General features: G+C 66.4%; 17 protein-coding genes. 6 read left to right on the plus strand and 11 right to left on the minus strand.

Translation table 11 applies throughout. The features are described 5' to 3' along the window. Positions 1 to 56 precede the first annotated feature (56 nt). From ACTIFP_RS01430 to xseA, 4 genes are all read right to left on the minus strand, one after another. On the minus strand, positions 57 to 3,017 hold the full coding sequence (locus tag ACTIFP_RS01430; protein ID WP_439566943.1) for a TonB-dependent receptor domain-containing protein: 2,961 nt from the start codon (positions 3,015 to 3,017) through the stop codon (positions 57 to 59). Between the two features lie 318 nt (positions 3,018 to 3,335). Then, entirely contained in the window at positions 3,336 to 4,277 is a 942-nt protein-coding gene (locus ACTIFP_RS01435) for a M23 family metallopeptidase (protein WP_439566944.1), read from the minus strand. Beyond that, a complete protein-coding gene (locus ACTIFP_RS01440) occupies positions 4,274 to 4,486 on the minus strand; it encodes a DUF2093 domain-containing protein (RefSeq protein WP_439566945.1) in 213 nt (70 codons plus the stop codon). The genes ACTIFP_RS01435 and ACTIFP_RS01440 overlap by 4 nt, the downstream gene beginning before the upstream one ends. A gap of 76 nt (positions 4,487 to 4,562) precedes the next feature. Continuing rightward, positions 4,563 to 5,990, minus strand: a complete 1,428-nt coding sequence (gene xseA / locus ACTIFP_RS01445) for an exodeoxyribonuclease VII large subunit (RefSeq protein WP_439566946.1) — start codon at positions 5,988 to 5,990, stop codon at positions 4,563 to 4,565. Here xseA and purD point away from each other — a divergent pair. Together purD and ACTIFP_RS01455 are read left to right on the plus strand one after the other, a co-directional pair. Beyond that, a complete protein-coding gene (gene purD / locus ACTIFP_RS01450; protein ID WP_439566947.1) occupies positions 5,989 to 7,266 on the plus strand; it encodes a phosphoribosylamine--glycine ligase in 1,278 nt (425 codons plus the stop codon). The two genes, xseA and purD, sit on opposite strands and share 2 nt — an antisense overlap. Positions 7,267 to 7,364: 98 nt before the next feature. After that, positions 7,365 to 8,060 carry a hypothetical protein gene (locus ACTIFP_RS01455; RefSeq protein WP_439566948.1) on the plus strand — a complete coding sequence of 232 codons (696 nt, stop codon included), beginning with the start codon at positions 7,365 to 7,367 and terminating at the stop codon, positions 8,058 to 8,060. A gap of 123 nt (positions 8,061 to 8,183) precedes the next feature. On the opposite strand, the gene ACTIFP_RS01460 is transcribed toward ACTIFP_RS01455, so the two are convergent. After that, entirely contained in the window at positions 8,184 to 9,506 is a 1,323-nt protein-coding gene (locus ACTIFP_RS01460) for a hemolysin family protein (protein WP_439566949.1), read from the minus strand. A 215-nt stretch (positions 9,507 to 9,721) separates the two neighbouring features. On the opposite strand from ACTIFP_RS01460, the gene ACTIFP_RS01465 reads away from it, so the two are divergent. Next, on the plus strand, positions 9,722 to 10,411 hold the full coding sequence (locus ACTIFP_RS01465) for an OmpA family protein (RefSeq protein WP_439566950.1): 690 nt from the start codon (positions 9,722 to 9,724) through the stop codon (positions 10,409 to 10,411). A 124-nt stretch (positions 10,412 to 10,535) separates the two neighbouring features. On the opposite strand, the gene ACTIFP_RS01470 is transcribed toward ACTIFP_RS01465, so the two are convergent. Genes ACTIFP_RS01470 through ACTIFP_RS01495 form a run of 6 tightly spaced genes read right to left on the minus strand, consistent with a single transcriptional unit; the run spans position 10,536 to position 14,670 of the window. Beyond that, entirely contained in the window at positions 10,536 to 11,165 is a 630-nt protein-coding gene (locus ACTIFP_RS01470) for a MarC family protein (RefSeq protein ID WP_439566951.1), read from the minus strand. After that, positions 11,162 to 11,836 (minus strand): hypothetical protein, encoded by a 675-nt coding sequence (locus ACTIFP_RS01475; RefSeq protein ID WP_439566952.1) that lies wholly within the window; start codon positions 11,834 to 11,836, stop codon positions 11,162 to 11,164. Before ACTIFP_RS01475 ends, ACTIFP_RS01470 begins: the two co-directional genes overlap by 4 nt. Then, the gene (folD, locus tag ACTIFP_RS01480; protein ID WP_439566953.1) at positions 11,836 to 12,762 is read right to left on the minus strand and encodes a bifunctional methylenetetrahydrofolate dehydrogenase/methenyltetrahydrofolate cyclohydrolase FolD; all 927 of its coding nucleotides are present in this window, start codon (positions 12,760 to 12,762) and stop codon (positions 11,836 to 11,838) included. The genes ACTIFP_RS01475 and folD overlap by 1 nt, the downstream gene beginning before the upstream one ends. Then, on the minus strand, positions 12,759 to 13,040 hold the full coding sequence (locus ACTIFP_RS01485; protein ID WP_439566954.1) for a YggT family protein: 282 nt from the start codon (positions 13,038 to 13,040) through the stop codon (positions 12,759 to 12,761). The genes folD and ACTIFP_RS01485 overlap by 4 nt, the downstream gene beginning before the upstream one ends. A gap of 47 nt (positions 13,041 to 13,087) precedes the next feature. Beyond that, positions 13,088 to 13,987 (minus strand): acetylglutamate kinase, encoded by a 900-nt coding sequence (gene argB / locus ACTIFP_RS01490; RefSeq protein ID WP_439567284.1) that lies wholly within the window; start codon positions 13,985 to 13,987, stop codon positions 13,088 to 13,090. A 5-nt stretch (positions 13,988 to 13,992) separates the two neighbouring features. Beyond that, complete coding sequence (locus ACTIFP_RS01495) at positions 13,993 to 14,670, minus strand: queuosine precursor transporter (RefSeq protein ID WP_439566955.1); 678 nt, start codon at positions 14,668 to 14,670, stop codon at positions 13,993 to 13,995. Between the two features lie 116 nt (positions 14,671 to 14,786). Between ACTIFP_RS01495 and ACTIFP_RS01500 the strand changes: the two genes are divergently transcribed. The 3 genes from ACTIFP_RS01500 to ACTIFP_RS01510 all read left to right on the plus strand — a co-directional run bounded on the left by ACTIFP_RS01500 (position 14,787) and on the right by ACTIFP_RS01510 (position 17,188). Continuing rightward, positions 14,787 to 16,136, plus strand: a complete 1,350-nt coding sequence (locus tag ACTIFP_RS01500) for a NupC/NupG family nucleoside CNT transporter (protein ID WP_439566956.1) — start codon at positions 14,787 to 14,789, stop codon at positions 16,134 to 16,136. Positions 16,137 to 16,241: 105 nt separating this feature from the next. After that, positions 16,242 to 16,856: a beta/gamma crystallin-related protein gene (locus ACTIFP_RS01505; RefSeq protein ID WP_439566957.1), complete on the plus strand. Its 615-nt coding sequence runs from the start codon at positions 16,242 to 16,244 to the stop codon at positions 16,854 to 16,856. A gap of 11 nt (positions 16,857 to 16,867) precedes the next feature. Further along, positions 16,868 to 17,188 (plus strand): MliC family protein, encoded by a 321-nt coding sequence (locus ACTIFP_RS01510; RefSeq protein ID WP_439566958.1) that lies wholly within the window; start codon positions 16,868 to 16,870, stop codon positions 17,186 to 17,188. Positions 17,189 to 17,192: the final 4 nt, after the last annotated feature.

Raw genomic sequence — 17,192 nt, forward strand, 5'->3', positions numbered from 1 at the left:
ACAAAAAAAAGGGCGACCCCATCGGGGCCGCCCTTCTTTTTTTGCCTATCGTCCGATCAGAACTTCAGGCTCGCCGTCGCCGAGTAGCGACGTCCGATGGTGTCGTACAGCGACGGGTAAGTGTTGCCGCCGTTGAACGACGTCGAACCCGCACTCGAACCCACGATCGGGGGCTGCTTGTCGAAGATGTTGAACGCGGACAGGGTCAGCTGGAAATTATCCGTGACGCTGAACCGCGCGGTCAGATCGAAGTAATCATAGGCCTTGATCCGGTTGAAGTTGATCTGCTGACCGGCGAGTGCGTAATCCGCGCCGGGCGCATTGGTGATCGTGCCGCTGAACAGCGGCGGCAGACCGGGCTCGTACTGCAGGCCATCGATGTGCCGCCACAGCAGCGAGACGTCGATCTTGTCAAAGACCAAGGTGGTGCGCTGCGTCCAGGTGAACTGGGGCGTCGGCGAACCGACCGAGAGGCCGGTGCCGCTCGCCAGGCCGGTCGAGACGCCGCAGTTGACGCTGTAATAGCCGACGCATTCGCGCAGACGGCCACCCGGGCGCGAACGGAACTGCGAGTGGAACACATAGTTGCCGTTGAACGACAGGTTCAGGCCGATATCGTCGGTGATGTCGGTCTTGAAGTTGACGTTCAGGTCGATACCGTCGGTCTTGAGCAAGCCGGCGTTCGACAGATTGCCCGGCAGACCCGGGATCGGGTTGGTCGCCGTCGATGTACCGCTCAGGCGGCCGTTGGCACGGTTGCGCTGGATCGCGAGACAGTCGGCGCTCGTTGCCGAGGCAGCCGTAACGCTCCCGAAGCAGAACGCGATCGAGTCACCCGGTGCGGCGCTGGTGATCGCGTCTTCGACCTTGATGTTATAATAGTCGAGCGTCACCGTCAGGCCGGGGACAATATCGGCCGGCTGAATGACGACGCCGAAGGTGTAGGTCGTCGCCTTTTCGGGCTTCAGATTCGGATTGCCACCAATGGTGATGTTGGCCTGGCCCGCCGCCGGGTTCTGGATCGCACCGATCGAGGCCGCCGGAGCGCCTTGCGCGATACAGACCGCGGTCAGATTGGCATTGCCGACCGGTGCCGCGCCTGCGCACGGATCGATCAGCAGGTTGGTGAGGCCAACCGCCACCGGCGCGAACAATTCGCCGATGTTCGGCGCACGGATCGCGCGCTGATAGTTGGCGCGGAACTTGATGTCCTCGATCGGCGCCCAGTTCGCACCGAACTTGTACGTTGTCGAGCTGAACGTCGGGCTGTTCGGGGCATCGACCTTGTAATCCGAATAACGGATACCGGCTTCGACCGACAGTTCCTGGAAGAAGGGCTTGTCTTCGACCAGCGGCGCGATGATTTCGCCGAACGCTTCATAGACCGAGAAACCGCCGTCGATCGGCAGCGTCGCGCCGCCCGAACCACCAAGTTCGCCCGGAATCTGAGCGAGGTTGTCGGGGATGCGCTTCGCGCCATATTCGCGGAATTCACCGCCGACCGCGAAGCCGATCGGGTTTTCCGACGCACCCGTGGTGAAGCCGAAGTCGCCCGACAGCACGCCATGGACCTGCGCCAGCGTGGTCACGGTCGAAATCGTGCTGGTCACGCCGCCGATGAACGCCGCCTGTGCGGGCGTGATGCTGCCCTGCGGACCGAACAGGTTGAGCGGCACGCAGCCGTTCGCGGTGTTGGTGCAGGTCGTCGTGTTGGTTGCCTGCAGCGCCTGGGCGACGCGCGAGTTCGACACATAGTTGCGCAGAACCTGGTCGGTCTCGCTTTCACCATAAGCACCGTAGATGTCGAGCACCAGATTGTCGGCCGGCTTGTAGCGCGCGCCCACCTGAATATCGAACACGTTGGTCGTATATTCGTTGATACGCGGACCGACTTCGACCGAACGGCGATAGACGAGGGCGTTGGCAAGGTCGGTCGTGTTGGCAGCGGTACAGGGTCCGGTCGGCCCCTGACGGCCGGCGACCGCGGTGTTGAAGTCGGCCAGCGCGCACAGCTGCGAGCGAATGCCGTCGTTGAGGAACGGGTTGCTCAGCGGGATGTTCAGGTTGTTGCCGAACACACCCGACGCTGCGATAATCGAGCTCGTCGTGGTCTTCGAGAACATGCCACGCGCGTAAACTTCGACCGAATCGGTAACTTCATAGTTCGCTTTGCTGAACAGGTTGAAGCGTTCGAACGGCGTCACATAAACGTTGAACGGGTTGAAGTTGAACAGGCTGTACTGCGGCACCAGCGCCGAGCCGGCCGGGTTGATCTGCTGATTCTGACCTGGCGAGCCGGCAAGGCCAAAGCTGGTCGGCGAAGCAGTCGGCGAGTCACCGCCGGCCACCCCGTTGTTCGACGCGAGCACGAACTTGCCGAAACCACGGCTGCCGAAGAACAGGGGATCGGCTTCCTGATAACCAACGGCCAGCACGGCGTTGCCGCGGCCGTCGTCGAAGTTCGCACCGAGCACGAGGTCGGCGCGGAACGAGGCGGTATCGCCCTGCTCGCTGATCCCGGTCTGAACCTGCAGGTCCATGCCGGCGAAATCGCGGCGGGTGATGAAGTTGACCACACCCGAAACCGCGTCGGCGCCATAGGTCGTCGACGCGCCACCGGTCAGCACATCGACGCGCTCGACGAGCGCCACCGGAATGAGGTTAAGATCGACGATGCCGTTGAAGTTGAACGGAACCGGCCGCGCGCCGTCGAGCAGCACGATGTTGCGGTTGGCGCCAAGGCCACGAAGGTCGACGCGGCTCGCGCCGATCGTGCCGTTATTGACGCCCGAACCCAGGTTCGGGGTCACGCCGGGCGTTTCGCGCAGCAGCTGTTCGGCGTTGCTGGCCTGGCGAAGCGAAACTTCGTCGGCGCCGATCACGGCGACGGGCGACGAACTTTCGAGATTCGGGTTACGAATCAAAGTGCCGGTCACGACGATTTCGGAATCCGTAGCGGTGTCTTCGACCGCCGCGTCCTGCGCATAGGCAGGTGCCGAAACGAGGGCGATGCTCATGACGAGCGGCGCGGCGCCTAGCTTCAGCTTGGAATATTGGGTTTTCTTCACAGTGCAGTCCCTTGCTACTGATGGATTAAGATACCCGGGCCCCTGACACGACAGCATATAGCCGACGTGAAAAACGCCCCGATAGCGTGCGGGATGATCCTTCCGCCGGGGTGAGTAAAGGAATTTTCCGGACTAATCCGCCGTTTCACGCGGCATTGTGATGTATTTGCAACAACCGTGACATTTGGCGAAATACAATATGCCGCGGCACAACATCGGCGACATATTGTTTCATTGGATACGAATTCAGCCGCAGCACATCGTCGCTCAGCCGGTGATGGGGCCCGCCAGCTGGGCCGGGTCGAGGCGCGCATCGCGCCACTTCAGCCCCCAGTGCATATGCGGTCCCGTCGCGCGTCCGGTCTGCCCGACCGTGCCCAGCGCCTGCCCCTGCACCACCCGGTCACCGACCCGGACATCGAGCCGCTGACAATGGAGAAAGGCGCTGGTCAGCCCCATCCCATGATCGACGATCAGCAGATAGCCCTCAAGCGTGAACGGCACATCCGCCGCCAGCACGACGACGCCGTCGGCGGGGGCGACAAAGGGCGTTCCCGCAGGCACCGCGATGTCGGTGCCGCTGTGATAGGCGCCGGGTTTGCCCTGATAGATGCGCTGCGATCCGAAAAACCCCGACAGCCGCCCGGTCACCGGCCAGCGAAAGCGCTGTTTCCAGCCGTCGGAAGCGACTTCGCGCCCGCGCGCCGCGGCGATCTGCGCGAGTTCGGCGGGGCGGCGGCGTTCGAAATCACCGTCGTTCGCGGCGCTGCCGCGATAGGGGGCGTTGATGTGCTCGAGCCGCCATGTTCCGGACGCGACAACCAGGTTGCGGACAACTTGCCGCCCGTCGGCGACGGTCGCAACCAGCCGCGCATTAGGCGCGGCGTCGCGATCAAACGCGATCAGGAAACCGCCATCCGCGGCTATGGGAATCGCCTTTCCGTCGAGCGTCAGGGTTCGCGTGCGATCAGGCACGACGCCGAGGAGCACGCTGCCTTGCTGCGCCCTGACGATCGGGCCCCGAAAGACAAAATCCCCCAATATTGCCGCTGGTCGCGGCACCGATACCATCGGCTGCGGCGACCGCGGCGGCGGCGAAGGCACTGGTGCAGCGCCGTCGCGCGAGCCCGCCGACGGCACGCAACCCGCCGCGACGACCAGCAAGGGCAGCGCCGCGGCCTGGTGAATTCCGAACCGCCGAAAGCTCATGCCCCGCGCGCGGCGTCCAGTGCGGCCTGCACCGAAATGGCGGCGGTGGCGTAGGGTTCCTGCCGCACCACCGACCAGTAGCGCAGCTCGTCGAGCCCGATCGGCGCGCCCGTCACCGCGCACAGCACATGGTCGCCGGGCGCCAGGACACGAAAGCCATTCGGTCCATATTGCAGGCGGGCGAGGCGGTTGCGGCTGGCGATCAGCATGATTCAGGTTCCGTTCGAGGGTCAGTGATTGCGGCCACCATAGCAGCCGGGCGCGGCGGGGCCACCCCCGGCGACGTCAGAACAGCTCGCCTTGCCCTCTTTTGGGCGGCGGCGCGGGCGGCTTGCGCGCGGGACGCGGCGACGACGTGGGCGGCGGCGCATCGCCAACGGCAATCACCACCGGCACTTCGCCATCGGCGAACTGCAACCGCAGATGCCCGGTATCGCGCGCGCGATCCGCGCTGGTCACGATCGCCCCGCCGGCATCGCGCACCATTGCATAGCCGCGCGACAGCAGCGCACGCGGGTCGAGGCTGTCGAGCAGCCGTCCTAGCCCTTCGAGCCGCGCGCGGTCGCTGTCCCAGCGCCGGGCGAGCAGCGCCGGGCGCAGCGCCGCGCCGCGCGTCGCCAGCCGCTCCGCAACCATCGTCAGCCGCTGCCGCTGGCTGCGCGCCAGCCGGTCGCCGCTGTCGTCGAGCCGCTGCCGCTGCGGCGCATACAGCGCCTCGCGCCGCGGCAGGTGGCGCGCCAGCGCGGTCAGCCGTTCGCCCGCCAGTGCCCGGTGCCGGGTCGCCGCCGCGATCATCCGCCCGCCCCATGTCGCCAGTTGCGCCTGCAATTCGGCGCGCACGGGCACTGCCATTTCGGCCGCCGCGGTCGGGGTCGGCGCGCGCACGTCGGCGGCATAGTCGGCCAATGTCGTATCGGTTTCGTGTCCCACCGCGCTGATCGTCGGGATGCGGCATTCGGCGATAGCGCGCACGACGACCTCTTCGTTGAACGCCCACAGATCCTCGATCGACCCGCCGCCGCGCGCGACGATGACCAGGTCGGGCCGCGGCACCGCGCCGCCGCGTTCGAGTCCGTCGAAACCGCGAACGGCATGGGCGACCTGCGCCGCGGCGCCGTCGCCCTGCACCAGCACCGGCCAGACGATGACCCGCGTCGGGCAGCGATCAGCCAGCCGGTGCAGAATGTCGCGGATCACCGCGCCGGTCGGCGAGGTGACGACGCCAATGACGCGCGGCAACACCGGCAGCGGCTGCTTGCGCTCGCGGTCGAACAGCCCCTCGGCCCCCAGCCGCGCCTTGAGCTTTTCGAACAGGAGCATCAACGCACCCTCACCCGCGACCTCGAGCGTATCGACGACGAGCTGATATTTGGAGCGCCCCGGATAGGTGGTGAGCTTGCCGGTTGCGATCACCTCGATCCCGTCCTCGGGCCGGAACGCCAGCCGCCCCGCCTGCCCCTTCCACATCACCATGTCGATCAGCGCATTATCGTCTTTCAGCGCCGCGTAGAAATGCCCCGACGCCGCGCGCTTCGCTCCAGACAATTCGCCGCGCACGCGCACCCGCGCAAAGCCATCCTCGACCGTCCGCTTGATCGCCGCCGACAATTGGCTGACCGACAGCGGCGGGACATTGTCGCCGGGCGCCGCCTCGGCTAACAGCCGCGCCGCGGGGTCGGTTTCGGACGCCGGATCGGGAAAAGGGACTGCCATGAATATCCTGCTGGTCGGATCGGGGGGCCGCGAACATGCGCTCAGCTGGCAGTTGGCACAATCGCCAAGCTGCGCCAAGCTCTATGCCGCCCCCGGCAATCCGGGCATCGAAGCGCATGCCGAATGCGTCGCGATCGCCGCCGATGATCTGGATGGCCTGATCGCGTTCGTCCAGGCCCACGCGATCGATTTCGTCGTCGTCGGCCCCGAAGCGCCGCTCGTCGCCGGGCTCGCCGACCGCCTGCGCGCGCTGGGCATCGCGGCCTTCGGCCCGGGCGCCGCGGCGGCGCAGCTTGAAGGGTCAAAGGGCTTCACCAAGGATCTGTGCGCGCGCGCCGACATCCCGACCGCCGGCTATGTCCGTTGCGCCAGCGCCGACGACGCGCTTGCCGCGCTCGGCGGCTTCAGCATCCCCGTCGTTATCAAGGCCGACGGTCTCGCCGCGGGCAAGGGAGTCGTGATCGCCGAAACCCGCGCCGAAGCCGAAGCCGCGATCGCCGACATGTTCGACGGCGCGTTCGGCAGCGCGGGTGCCGCGGTGGTGATCGAGGAATTTATGACCGGCGAGGAAGCGAGTTTCTTCGCGCTCTCCGACGGGACCGACGTGATAGCGTTCGGCAGCGCGCAGGATCATAAGCGCGTCGGCGACGGCGACGTCGGGCCGAACACCGGCGGCATGGGCGCCTACAGCCCGGCGCCCGTCCTGACCCCCGACCTCGAAGCGCAGGTGATGGACCGCATCATCCGCCCCACCGTCGCGGCGCTCGCGGCCGAGGGCACGCCCTATGTCGGGGTGCTGTTCGCGGGGCTGATGCTGACCGACGCGGGGCCGAAGCTGATCGAATATAATGCGCGTTTCGGCGACCCCGAATGCCAGGTGCTGATGATGCGCTACGTCGGCGATCTCGCCGCTTTGCTCTGCGCCGCATCGACCGGCGCGTTGGCCGGTGCCACCCCGCCTGCCTTCGCCAGCGACTATGCCCTGACAGTCGTCATGGCCGCGAACGGCTACCCCGCCACGCCGCAAAAGGGCGGCGCGATCCATGGCATCGCCGATGCCGAAGGCGGCGGCGTCCGGGTTTTCCACGCTGGCACCGCGCGCGAGGGCGACCAGATCGTGGCCGCGGGGGGCCGCGTCCTCAATGTCACCGCGACGGGACGCACCGTCGCGCAAGCCCAGGCGCGTGCCTATGCCGCGGTCGACAAGCTCGATTTCGCGACCGGCTTCTGCCGCCGCGACATCGGCTGGCGCGAAGTCGCGCGCGAGGCGCGCTAAGGGGCTGGCGCAAAGTCGTGCGCGAGGCCGAGTGAGACTGGGTGGACGCGGCGCGGCGGCGCGCATAGGCTGAACGAAAAGCAGGAGCGGAGGCAGATATGACGTGGCTTCAGGAAAATTGGATCATCGCGGTCGTCGGTCTGGTCGTCGCGGTCGTGCTGCTGTGGTTCCTCTTCGGCCGTAAGACGGGCGAAACGACCGAAACGCCGGTCGCCCCACCCGCCGATCCGCGCAAGCCGCTCGAACCCGCCAAGCCCGACATCATTGCCGCCGAACCGGCGCGCTTCAAACCGATCGAACCGGCGCCCGCCCCCGTTGCTGCGCCATCCCCGGTCCCCGAACCCATCGCAGCGCCGCCGCCTGCCCCCGAACCGGCACCTGAATCGGCCGCAGAACCCACTGTGCCGCCGGAATCGGTTGCCGAAGCCCCCGTCCCCGCCGAAGCCGCGCCACCCGAGCCCCTGCCCGAGCCAGCACCGGCACCCGCGCCGGCGTCCGAACCTGTATCGGCACCCGCCGCACCTGCACCGCCCCCGGCCGCGCAGGCCGACAATCTGCAATTGCTGAAGGGCGTCGGACCCAAGATGGTTGGGCTGCTGAACGGCCTTGGCGTGACCAGCTTCCAGCAGATCGCCGCGTGGACCGACGCCGACGTCGCCGCGATCGACCCCCAGCTCGGCGCCTTTCAGGGCCGCATTGCGCGCGACAATATCGTCGACCAGGCGGGCTATCTGGCGCGCGGCGACAGGCCGGGGTTCGAAGCGAAATATGGGGCGCTTGGCGGCGAGCTCTGAGGGCCGCTTGCGAGGACAATAGCCGTCGTCCCCGCGAAGTTGGCGGCGGCCCTCGGTTTCGGCGGCAAGGCGGGAATAGGGCGCTTGCGGCCCCCGCCTTCACGGGGGCGATGCTGCACCGGCCTAGTCTTCGGCGGCATCCTTGGGTCTGGACAGCTCGGTGACCAGCAGCTTGTCGATCTTGCGTCCGTCCATGTCGATGATCTCGAACCGCCAGCCCTTGTCGGTGAAGCGTTCGCCTTCCTTCGGCAGATGCTTCAGGATCGCCAGCGCATGGCCGGCGGCGGTCGCATAGTCGCGATCCTCGCCCAGTTCGATCCCCAGCCGCTCGGCCATCTGATCGGCAGGCATCGACCCCGCGATCAGCAGACTGCCGTCGGCGCGTTCGACGACGAACGGTTCGCTGCCGATATCCTGGTCCGACGCAAATTCACCGGCGATCGCGGCGAGCAGGTCGGCGGGGGTCACCAGCCCTTCGAAATGGCCATATTCGTCGTGGACGAACAGCATCGGCACATCCGCGGCGCGCAGCGCCTCGAGCGCGTCCATCGCGTCGATCTGGTCGTGGATGACCTTGGCGGAGCGCATCAATTGCTCAAGGTCGAGCGCTTCGCCGCGGAACAGCGCCGCGGCAATGTCGCGCGCCTGCACGACGCCGACGATGTCGTCGACCGACCCGCGCGCGACCGGCAGGCGGCTGTGCGGGGTTTCGACCAGCTTGTCGCGCACGCCGCGGGCATCGAGCGCGATGTCGATCCAGTCGACATCCTTGCGCGGCGTCATCACTTCGCGCACCGGGCGGTCGGCCAGCCGCACGACGCCCGAAATGATCGCGCGCTCGCTTTCCTCGATCACCCCCGATTTCGACGCCTCGGCGACGATCAGATGCAGTTCCTCGGCGGTCACCCGATCTTCGGATTCGCGGTTGAGCCCGAGCAGGCGAAAGACCAGCGCCGAACTGCGGTCGAGCAGCCACACCAGCGGCGCCCCGATTTTCGACAGCCACAGCATCGGCAGTGCCATGAAAATCGCGATCGGTTCGGGCGCGCGCAGCGCAAATTGCTTCGGAACCAGCTCGCCCGCGATCAGCGAGAAATAGGTGGTGACCGCGATGACCGACGCGAATCCGGCGGCCAGCGCGGTTTCGTCGTCAAGACCGAGCAGCGCCTGCAACCGGTCGCCGACAGGGCCGCCCAGGCTGGCGCCCGAATAGGCACCCGCGAGAATACCGATCAGCGTAATGCCGACCTGCACCGTCGACAGGAAACGCCCGGGGTCGGCAGCAAGCTGGCGCGCGACCGCAGCGCCGCGGCTGCCGCGTTTCTCCGCCGCCTGAAGGCGCGGCGCGCGCGCCGACACGATCGCGAGTTCGGACATCGCAAAGACGCCATTCAAAAGGATCAGGACGGCGATGATCGCCACGTCGGACCATGGGAAAGGGGTCATTGGGCGGTCGTGCGGCGCATCAGCGCCCGGCCCCTGTCAGCGTCGGTCATGGCGATCCTATAGGGCAAAGCCGCCGCAATGCACAATGGCGACTGAACGGCCATCTCAGCCCCGGTTCAGCCGCGATGGTGGAACCAGATCGTCGGCCGTATGTTATCGGCATGAAGGTGGCGCGCGCAGGACCAGTTGCGGCCGCCGAATAAAGGGAGCGACCAATGAATATCAGAACGATCAAACTCGCTACGCTGGCGACCATCAGCGCCGTGGCGCTGACCGGCTGCGTCACCGACCCCGAAACCGGGAAAAAGCGTATTTCGAACGCCGCGATCGGCGGCATCGGCGGCGCGCTCGGCGGCTATCTGCTCGGTGACCTCATCGGCGGCAAGAACAGCCGGACCGAGGAAATCGTCGGCGCGGGCATCGGCGCGGTCGCTGGTGCGGGCGTCGGCTATTATATGGACGAGCAGGAAAAGAAGCTGCGCCAACGCACCGCAGGCACCGGCATCGACGTCGAACGTCAGGGCGACCAGCTGGTGCTCAACATGCCCGGCGACGTGACCTTCGATTACAACAGCGCGCTGGTGAAATCGCAGTTCCGCAGCGCGCTCGACAATGTCGCCTCGACGCTCGCCGAATATCCCAGCACCTATATCGACGTCTATGGCCACACCGATTCGACCGGCAGCGACAGCTACAACCAGGGCCTGTCCGAACGCCGCGCGTCGTCGGTCGCCGACTATCTGGGCGGCCGCGGCATCCAGCGCGCGCGCATGGCGACGATGGGCTATGGCGAATCGCAGCTGAAATGTTCGCCCGAACGCGGCGAGGCCGATTATCAGTGCAACCGCCGCGTCGAAATCCGCATCGCGCCGGTGACGCAGGCCGACGTCAACGCCGCAAGGTAAGCCTGCCCAAAATGAACAAACTGTGTGCCCCCGCGAAGGCGGGGGCCCATCACCGGTCGGCGCCATTTTGAACCGGCAGGAGATGGGCCCCGCCTTCGCGGGGATAAACGGCTTATTTCCCGACTTAACCCAAACTCGGAAAGCTCGCTTTCAGCCCGTCGATGACGAACTGCGCCGCGAGCGCCGCCAGCAGCACGCCGAGCAGGCGCGTGATCACCGCCTCGCCCTTGTTGCCGATCAGCCGCATCAGCGGCCCCGCCGCGAGCAGCGCACCGAGCGTCAGCAGCAGCACGAGCAGTAGCGCGCCGAAGATCACGAACGCGCGGTCGAGCCCGTTGTTCTGCGCCACCAGCAGCATCACCGACGCGATCGATCCCGGCCCGGCGAGCATCGGCATCGCCATCGGGAACACCGACACATCCTCGATCTCGGGGGTCGCCATCACCTTTTCGGCGCGCTGTTCGCGGCGTTCGGTGCGCTTTTCGAACACCATGTCGATCGCGATGATGAACAGCATGATGCCGCCCGCGATGCGGAAACTGTCGAGGTCGATGTGCAGGAAGCTGAGCAAGGCTTCGCCGAACATCGCGAAAAAGACGAGGATCAGCCCCGCGATCAGCGTCGCGCGGATCGCCATCGACCGGCGCTGCGCGGCGCTCGCGCCGGTGGTCAGGCTGGCATAGATCGGCGCGCAACCCGGCGGGTCGATGACCACGAACAGCGTGACAAAGGCCGAGATGAACAGGTCGATCATGGCTGTTTAGGCGCCGCGACCTGATCGTCGATGACGGTTTCCATCCCCTTGCCGTCCCACAGCCGGATCGTGACGCGGCGCGAGCGGTCGGGGCGCACCGTCGATGTCCAGCTCAAGGTCTGGTCGGGCGACAGGCCGACTGCCATGTCGTCGCCTTCGCCGCCCGCCTCGATCGGCACCGCGGGGCGCGATCCGCACACCGCCTGTTTCGACGCGATGAAGTCGGGCGCTTCGCGCGAGGTGGTCAGCGCATCGCCATGGTCGAGGATCCAGTCGATCTTGCCGCTCTTGGGATCGCGCAGCCACACGGTGCTGAAAAATCCGTTCGCCGGCCCCTTCTGCCACGCGCCGGTCGTCGCCCCCGCGTTGCCGTCGCAGCTGACATAGACCGCGTGCGGTTGCCACTTCACCGACTCGGCGGGGTCGGCCTGCGTCTTCAACCAGTCGCGCGCCTTCACCCGCTGCGGCACGAACATCACCGCGTCGGGATGCGATGTTTCGCGAAACGCGGTCCACTGGCCTTTTTCCTGCGCCAGCCGCGCAAAACCGATTTCGGCGGCGATAAAGGCGCTCGGGTTCGCCGCCAGCGGCCGATTGCGAAGCTCATCCTGCGGCCCCGCGCACGCGGCGAGCAGCGGCAGGGCGAGCGCGGAGAGCAGCAAAAGGCGCATCAAAATCCTTTCGGATCGGCCAGCCCCGCACGGCGGTGCGCGGCGACGAGGGTGTTGCGAAGCAGGCAAGCGATGGTCATCGGCCCGACCCCGCCCGGAACCGGGGTGATCGCATCGGCGACCGCCGCGACCTCGGCATAGTCGACGTCGCCGACCAGTCGGCCTTTGGTTTCGCCCTCTGCCGGGGCAAGCCGGTTGATGCCGACGTCGATGACGACCGCGCCCGGCTTGATCCAGTCCCCCTTGACCATTTCAGCGCGCCCGACCGCGGCGACGACGATGTCGGCGCGGCGGACCAGCGCGGGCAGGTCTTTGGTGCGGCTGTGCGCCATCGTCACCGTGGCGTTGGCCCCAAGCAGCAATTGTCCCATCGGCTTCCCGACCAGGATCGAGCGGCCCACCACAATCGCGTCCATGCCCGACAGGTCGCCGAGCCGGTCCTGAAGCAGCAGCAGGCAGCCATAGGGAGTGCACGGCACCATACCCGGTATGCCCAGCGCGAGCCGCCCGGCGCTGACCGGGGTCAGCCCGTCGACATCCTTGTCGGGGTCGATCGTCGCGACCGCCGCCTGTTCGTCGAGATGGCCGGGCAGCGGCAGTTGCAGCAGGATACCGTCAACCGCTGCGTTGGCATTAAGCTCCGCCAGCAGCCCCTCGACCTCGTCCTGCGTCGCGGTGGCGGGCAGGCGATGCTCGAAACTGGCCATGCCCGCGGCAACCGTCGCCTTGCCCTTTGAACCCACATAGACCGCGCTTGCCGGATCATCGCCGACCAGCACGACCGCCAGCCCGGGCGCGCGTCCGGTCGCGGCCTGGAACGCTGGCACCACGTCGGCGATCCGCGTGCGCAGCGCGGCGGCAAACGCCTTGCCGTCGATCACCCTCGCGATCTGTTCGATTGCCGCTATGCCGTCCCGTTTATTCAACCGAACTGCGCCAGATATTTGAGCACCGGACCGCGCAGGATGACGATGATCATGATCACTAACATCGGAGTCAGGTCTAGCCCCCCAAAATCCGGCATGATGCGTCGAAAAGGCCGATACAGCGGCTCGGTAATTCGGTCGAGCATGTCCCACAACTGACGCACGAAGTCATTGTGCGTGTTGATGACGTTGAACGCGATCAGCCACGACATCACCGCCTGCGCGATGATGAAATACAAGATCACCGTCAGCAGAATGTAAGCAATCTCGACGAACATGGGAATCAAGGTTGGTCTCCGCCAAAAATCATTACTAGCTCGCCCTCTTAGCGGTGAATCAGCGTGCCCGCACCCCTTGCGGTGAAAATTTCGAGCAGCATCGCGTGCGGAATGCGCCCGTCGAGGATGACCGCCGCCTCGACCCCGGCATCGACCGCGGCGACGCAGGTTTCGACCTTGGGGATCATCCCGCCGGTGATCGTCCCGTCGCCCTTCAGCGCCGCGATCGCGGTCTGGTCGAGGTCGGTGAGCAGTTCGCCCGCCTTGTCGAGCACCCCGGCGACGTCGGTGAGCAGGAAGAAACGCTTGGCGCCAAGTGCCCCGGCGATCGCCCCCGCCATCGTATCGGCGTTGATATTATAGGTGGCGCCGTCGGCGCCCAGCGCGACCGGCGCCACGATGGGGATGAAATTATCCTTGGTCAGGTTGATCAGAATCGTCGGGTCGACCGCCACCGGCTCACCGACAAAGCCGAGGTCGACGTGGCGCTCGATCCCCGAATTGGGGTCGGGCTCGGTCCGCTGCACCTTTTCGGCGACGACCAGATTGGCGTCCTTGCCCGAAATGCCGACCGCGCGGCCGCCCAGCGCGGCGAGCCAGCCGACAATTTCCTTGTTGATCTTGCCCGCCAGCACCATTTCGGCGACCTCGGCGGTCGCCGCGTCGGTGACGCGCAGCCCGCCGACAAAGGTCGATTCGATCCCGAGCTGCTTGAGCATAGCGCCGATCTGCGGCCCGCCGCCATGGACGACCACCGGGTTGATCCCCACCGCTTTCAGCAACACGACATCCTCGGCAAAATCGCGCTGCGCCTCGGCATCGCCCATCGCGTGGCCGCCATATTTGATCACGAACGTCTCGCCGGCATAGCGCTGGAGGTACGGCAGCGCTTCGACGAGCGTTTCGGCCTTGGCGAGCAGGTCGGGCATTTTCGACGGGTCGGTCATCGTCATCATCCGCCGTTCTTCGCGTCGAGACTGCGTCCCAGTGCGACCAACCCGGTGATCACGAACGGGATGACCAGCACCGACAGCGCGACCTTGGCGAGCATCTGGCCGCCCATCAGATTGGCGATCGGGAAGACGCCGTAAAAGGCGATGGTGACGAACAGAAGGGTATCGACGATCTGGCTGAGCGCGCTGGCGATCGCGCCGCGGATCGCGAGCCAGGTCGTGCCGGTCCCGGCGCCTTCGCGCCCGCGCAGCCTGGAAAAGATGGTGACGTTCAGGAACTGCGACGTGCCATAAGCGACGATCCCCGCCGCCATAAGGCGCGGGGTCTGGCCCAGGATCATTTCGAACGATGCCAGCCGCGCCGGGTCCATCTCGGGCGCTGCCGGGAGCGAATAGACCAGCGATGTCAGCATGATCGACATCACCAGCGGGACAAAGCCCCACAGCACGAGTTTGTTCGCGGTCGATTGGCCCTGCAGTTCCGACACCGCGCTCGACAGCGCGACGAGGATCAGGAACGGGAAAATCCCGGCCTCGACCGCCAGCCCCCCGAACAGGGCGACCTGCTTGTTTCCCAGCACCCCGGCGAGCACGACCATGCCGCCATAGATGATGGTGAAAAGGAAGAGCGAAGGCGAGAGCGTGCGCGGCAGCGCCGTCGATGTGGTGTCGGTCATGCCGCCCGATAGTCGCTTTTGGCGGCGCTGGAAAGATGGGCGGAGCAGCGGCACTTGCCCCACCGCCAAAGCCCGCTAGACAAGGCGCAACAAACTTGCGGGGGACGCAATAACATATGGAACGCCTGATTGGTCTGGTCGGTATCGTCGCCTTGCTGGCGATTGCGGTGCTGTTTTCATCGAACCGCCGCTGGATTCGCCTGCGCGTCGTCATTCCGGCCTTCCTGCTCCAGGCCGGATTTGCCTTGCTGGTGATCGGCACCCCATGGGGCCGCGCCGTCATCCAGGCGATGTCGAATGCCGTGTCGAACCTGCTCGGCTATGCCAAGGCGGGGACCGATTTCATCTTTGGCCCGCTCGCTTCGCCCGAAATCGGCGCCAACAGCTTTGCCATCGCCGCCCTGCCCGTCATCGTCTTTTTCGCCTCGCTGATCTCGATCCTCTATTATCTCGGCATCATGCAGCTGGTGATCAAATGGGTCGGCGGCGCGATCCAGAAAATCACCGGCATCACCAAGGTCGAAAGCCTCGGCGCCGCGGCGAACATCTTTGTCGGCCAGTCCGAATCGCCGCTCGTCATCCGCCCCTATCTCGCCGGGCTGACCCCGCCGCAGCTGTTCACGATCATGACCGTCGGTATGGCCGGGGTCGCGGGGACGATCCTCGGCGCCTATGCCAGCATGATCGGCGAACAATTGCTGCCCTATCTGCTCGCCGCCAGCTTCATGTCGGCACCGGGCGGTATTTTGATGGCCAAGATCATGATGCCCGACGATCCCAAGGATCTGGGCATCGAACCGGTGATCATGCCCGAGGCGAGCCATGACGAGGAAAAGCCCGCCAATATCATCATGGCGGCGGCGCAGGGCGCGCAGACCGGGGTCAAGCTGGCGGTGGCGGTCGGCGCGATGGTTCTCGCCTTCGTCGCGCTCGTCGCACTCGCCAACGGCCTGCTCGGCGGTATCGGCGGCTGGCTGGGCTATCCCGACCTGTCGTTCCAGGCCGTGATCGGCACGCTGTTCCGCCCGGTGATGTGGCTGATGGGCGTACCGTGGGACGAAAGCGCGGTGGTCGGCGGGCTGTTCGGCAGCAAGATCGTGCTCAACGAATTCGTCGCTTTCATCGACCTCGGCAAGGTGCAGGGCGACATGTCGCTCGCCGCGGTCGCGATCGCCACCTTTGCGCTGTGCGGCTTCGCCAATTTCAGCTCGATCGCGATCCAGATGGCGGTCACCGGCGGGCTGGCACCCAACCAGCGCCCGATGATCGCGCGGCTGGGCCTGAAAGCCCTGCTCGCGGGCAGCCTGTCGAACCTGATGTCGGCGGCGCTCGCCGGGCTGATGCTGGGGATTGCGCCGCCCGTCGCCCCGCCGCCCACGGCGCCCGTGGCAGTCGCCGCCCCAGCAGAAGCCCCCGCCGCGGCGGCACCGGATGCGGCGGCGACCGCGCCCGCCAAGGCCCCCTGACTCGCCGCTCGCGGCGCTTGGGAGAATTTGCAAGCCCACCTCGAATGGCGTAAACTGCTGACCGAAAACGAATCCCGGGTCGCGTTCGCCAGCAGGGAGTTTGCCATGAAAATCGCATATCGTTTGTCGATCATCGCCGCCGCTGCAGCGTCGATAGGCGCAGCTGTCTTCGCCACCTCCAGCGCCCAGGCTCCCGAAGACCGCATGTATCGGCCGCCCGAGGCGACGATCTATCGCGACGCGGGGTATCGCGGCCCCGCGGTGTTCATCGGCGAAGCCAAGCCGAACCTCGGTCTCGCCTGGCCGGTCAATTCGGTGCGCGTCGCCAGCGGGCGCTGGGAGCTGTGCGAAAAGACCCGCTTTCGCGGCAATTGCCGCACCGTCGAGCGCGACACGCCGATGCTGAACAGCATCCTGCGCGGGCTGACCATCCAGTCGATCCGCCCGGTGGGCAGCGGGGGTGGCGGTTGGAATCCCAACCCGCCCGCCAACGATCAGGTCGCGCGCGGCAATTTCGCCGAATTCCATACCCAGCCTGCGACCGGCAATTACCGCGTCCTTGCCTGCATCGGCGGCTCGTCCACCGCGGCCTGCGCAGCGCGGTCGGCGGACAATTGGTGCCGCACGATCGGATGGAACGGGTCGGCGCGCGAGCATATGGAAACCGTCGGTGGCCGCGAATATCTGGCCGACGTGCTGTGCGTCCGCTCGGGCTATTGAGGGAGGATGCGATGCACGCGATAAAATTCGCCGCGCTGGGCGGCGGCGCGCTGCTGCTGTCCGCCTGCATGTCGGTCGGCGGGCCCGGGGTCAGCACCCATTATGAATGCGATCGCGGCACCCGGCTGAAGGTCGACTTCATGGGCGACCGCGCGCTGGTCAGCGTCAACGGCGGCCGCGGCGAGGCGATGCGTTCGACACCGGCGGCGAGCGGCGCGATCTATGAAAATCGCGCCGGCTGGCGGCTGCACACCAAGGGCAATGAGGCGATGTGGAACACCGCGCTGCGCTCGGCCCCCGAAAGCTGTCGCCAGGTGGTGGTGCCGCGCTGAATCG

Origin of the sequence: Sphingopyxis sp., assembly GCF_051861155.1 — a bacterium.
GTDB lineage: Bacteria > Pseudomonadota > Alphaproteobacteria > Sphingomonadales > Sphingomonadaceae > Sphingopyxis.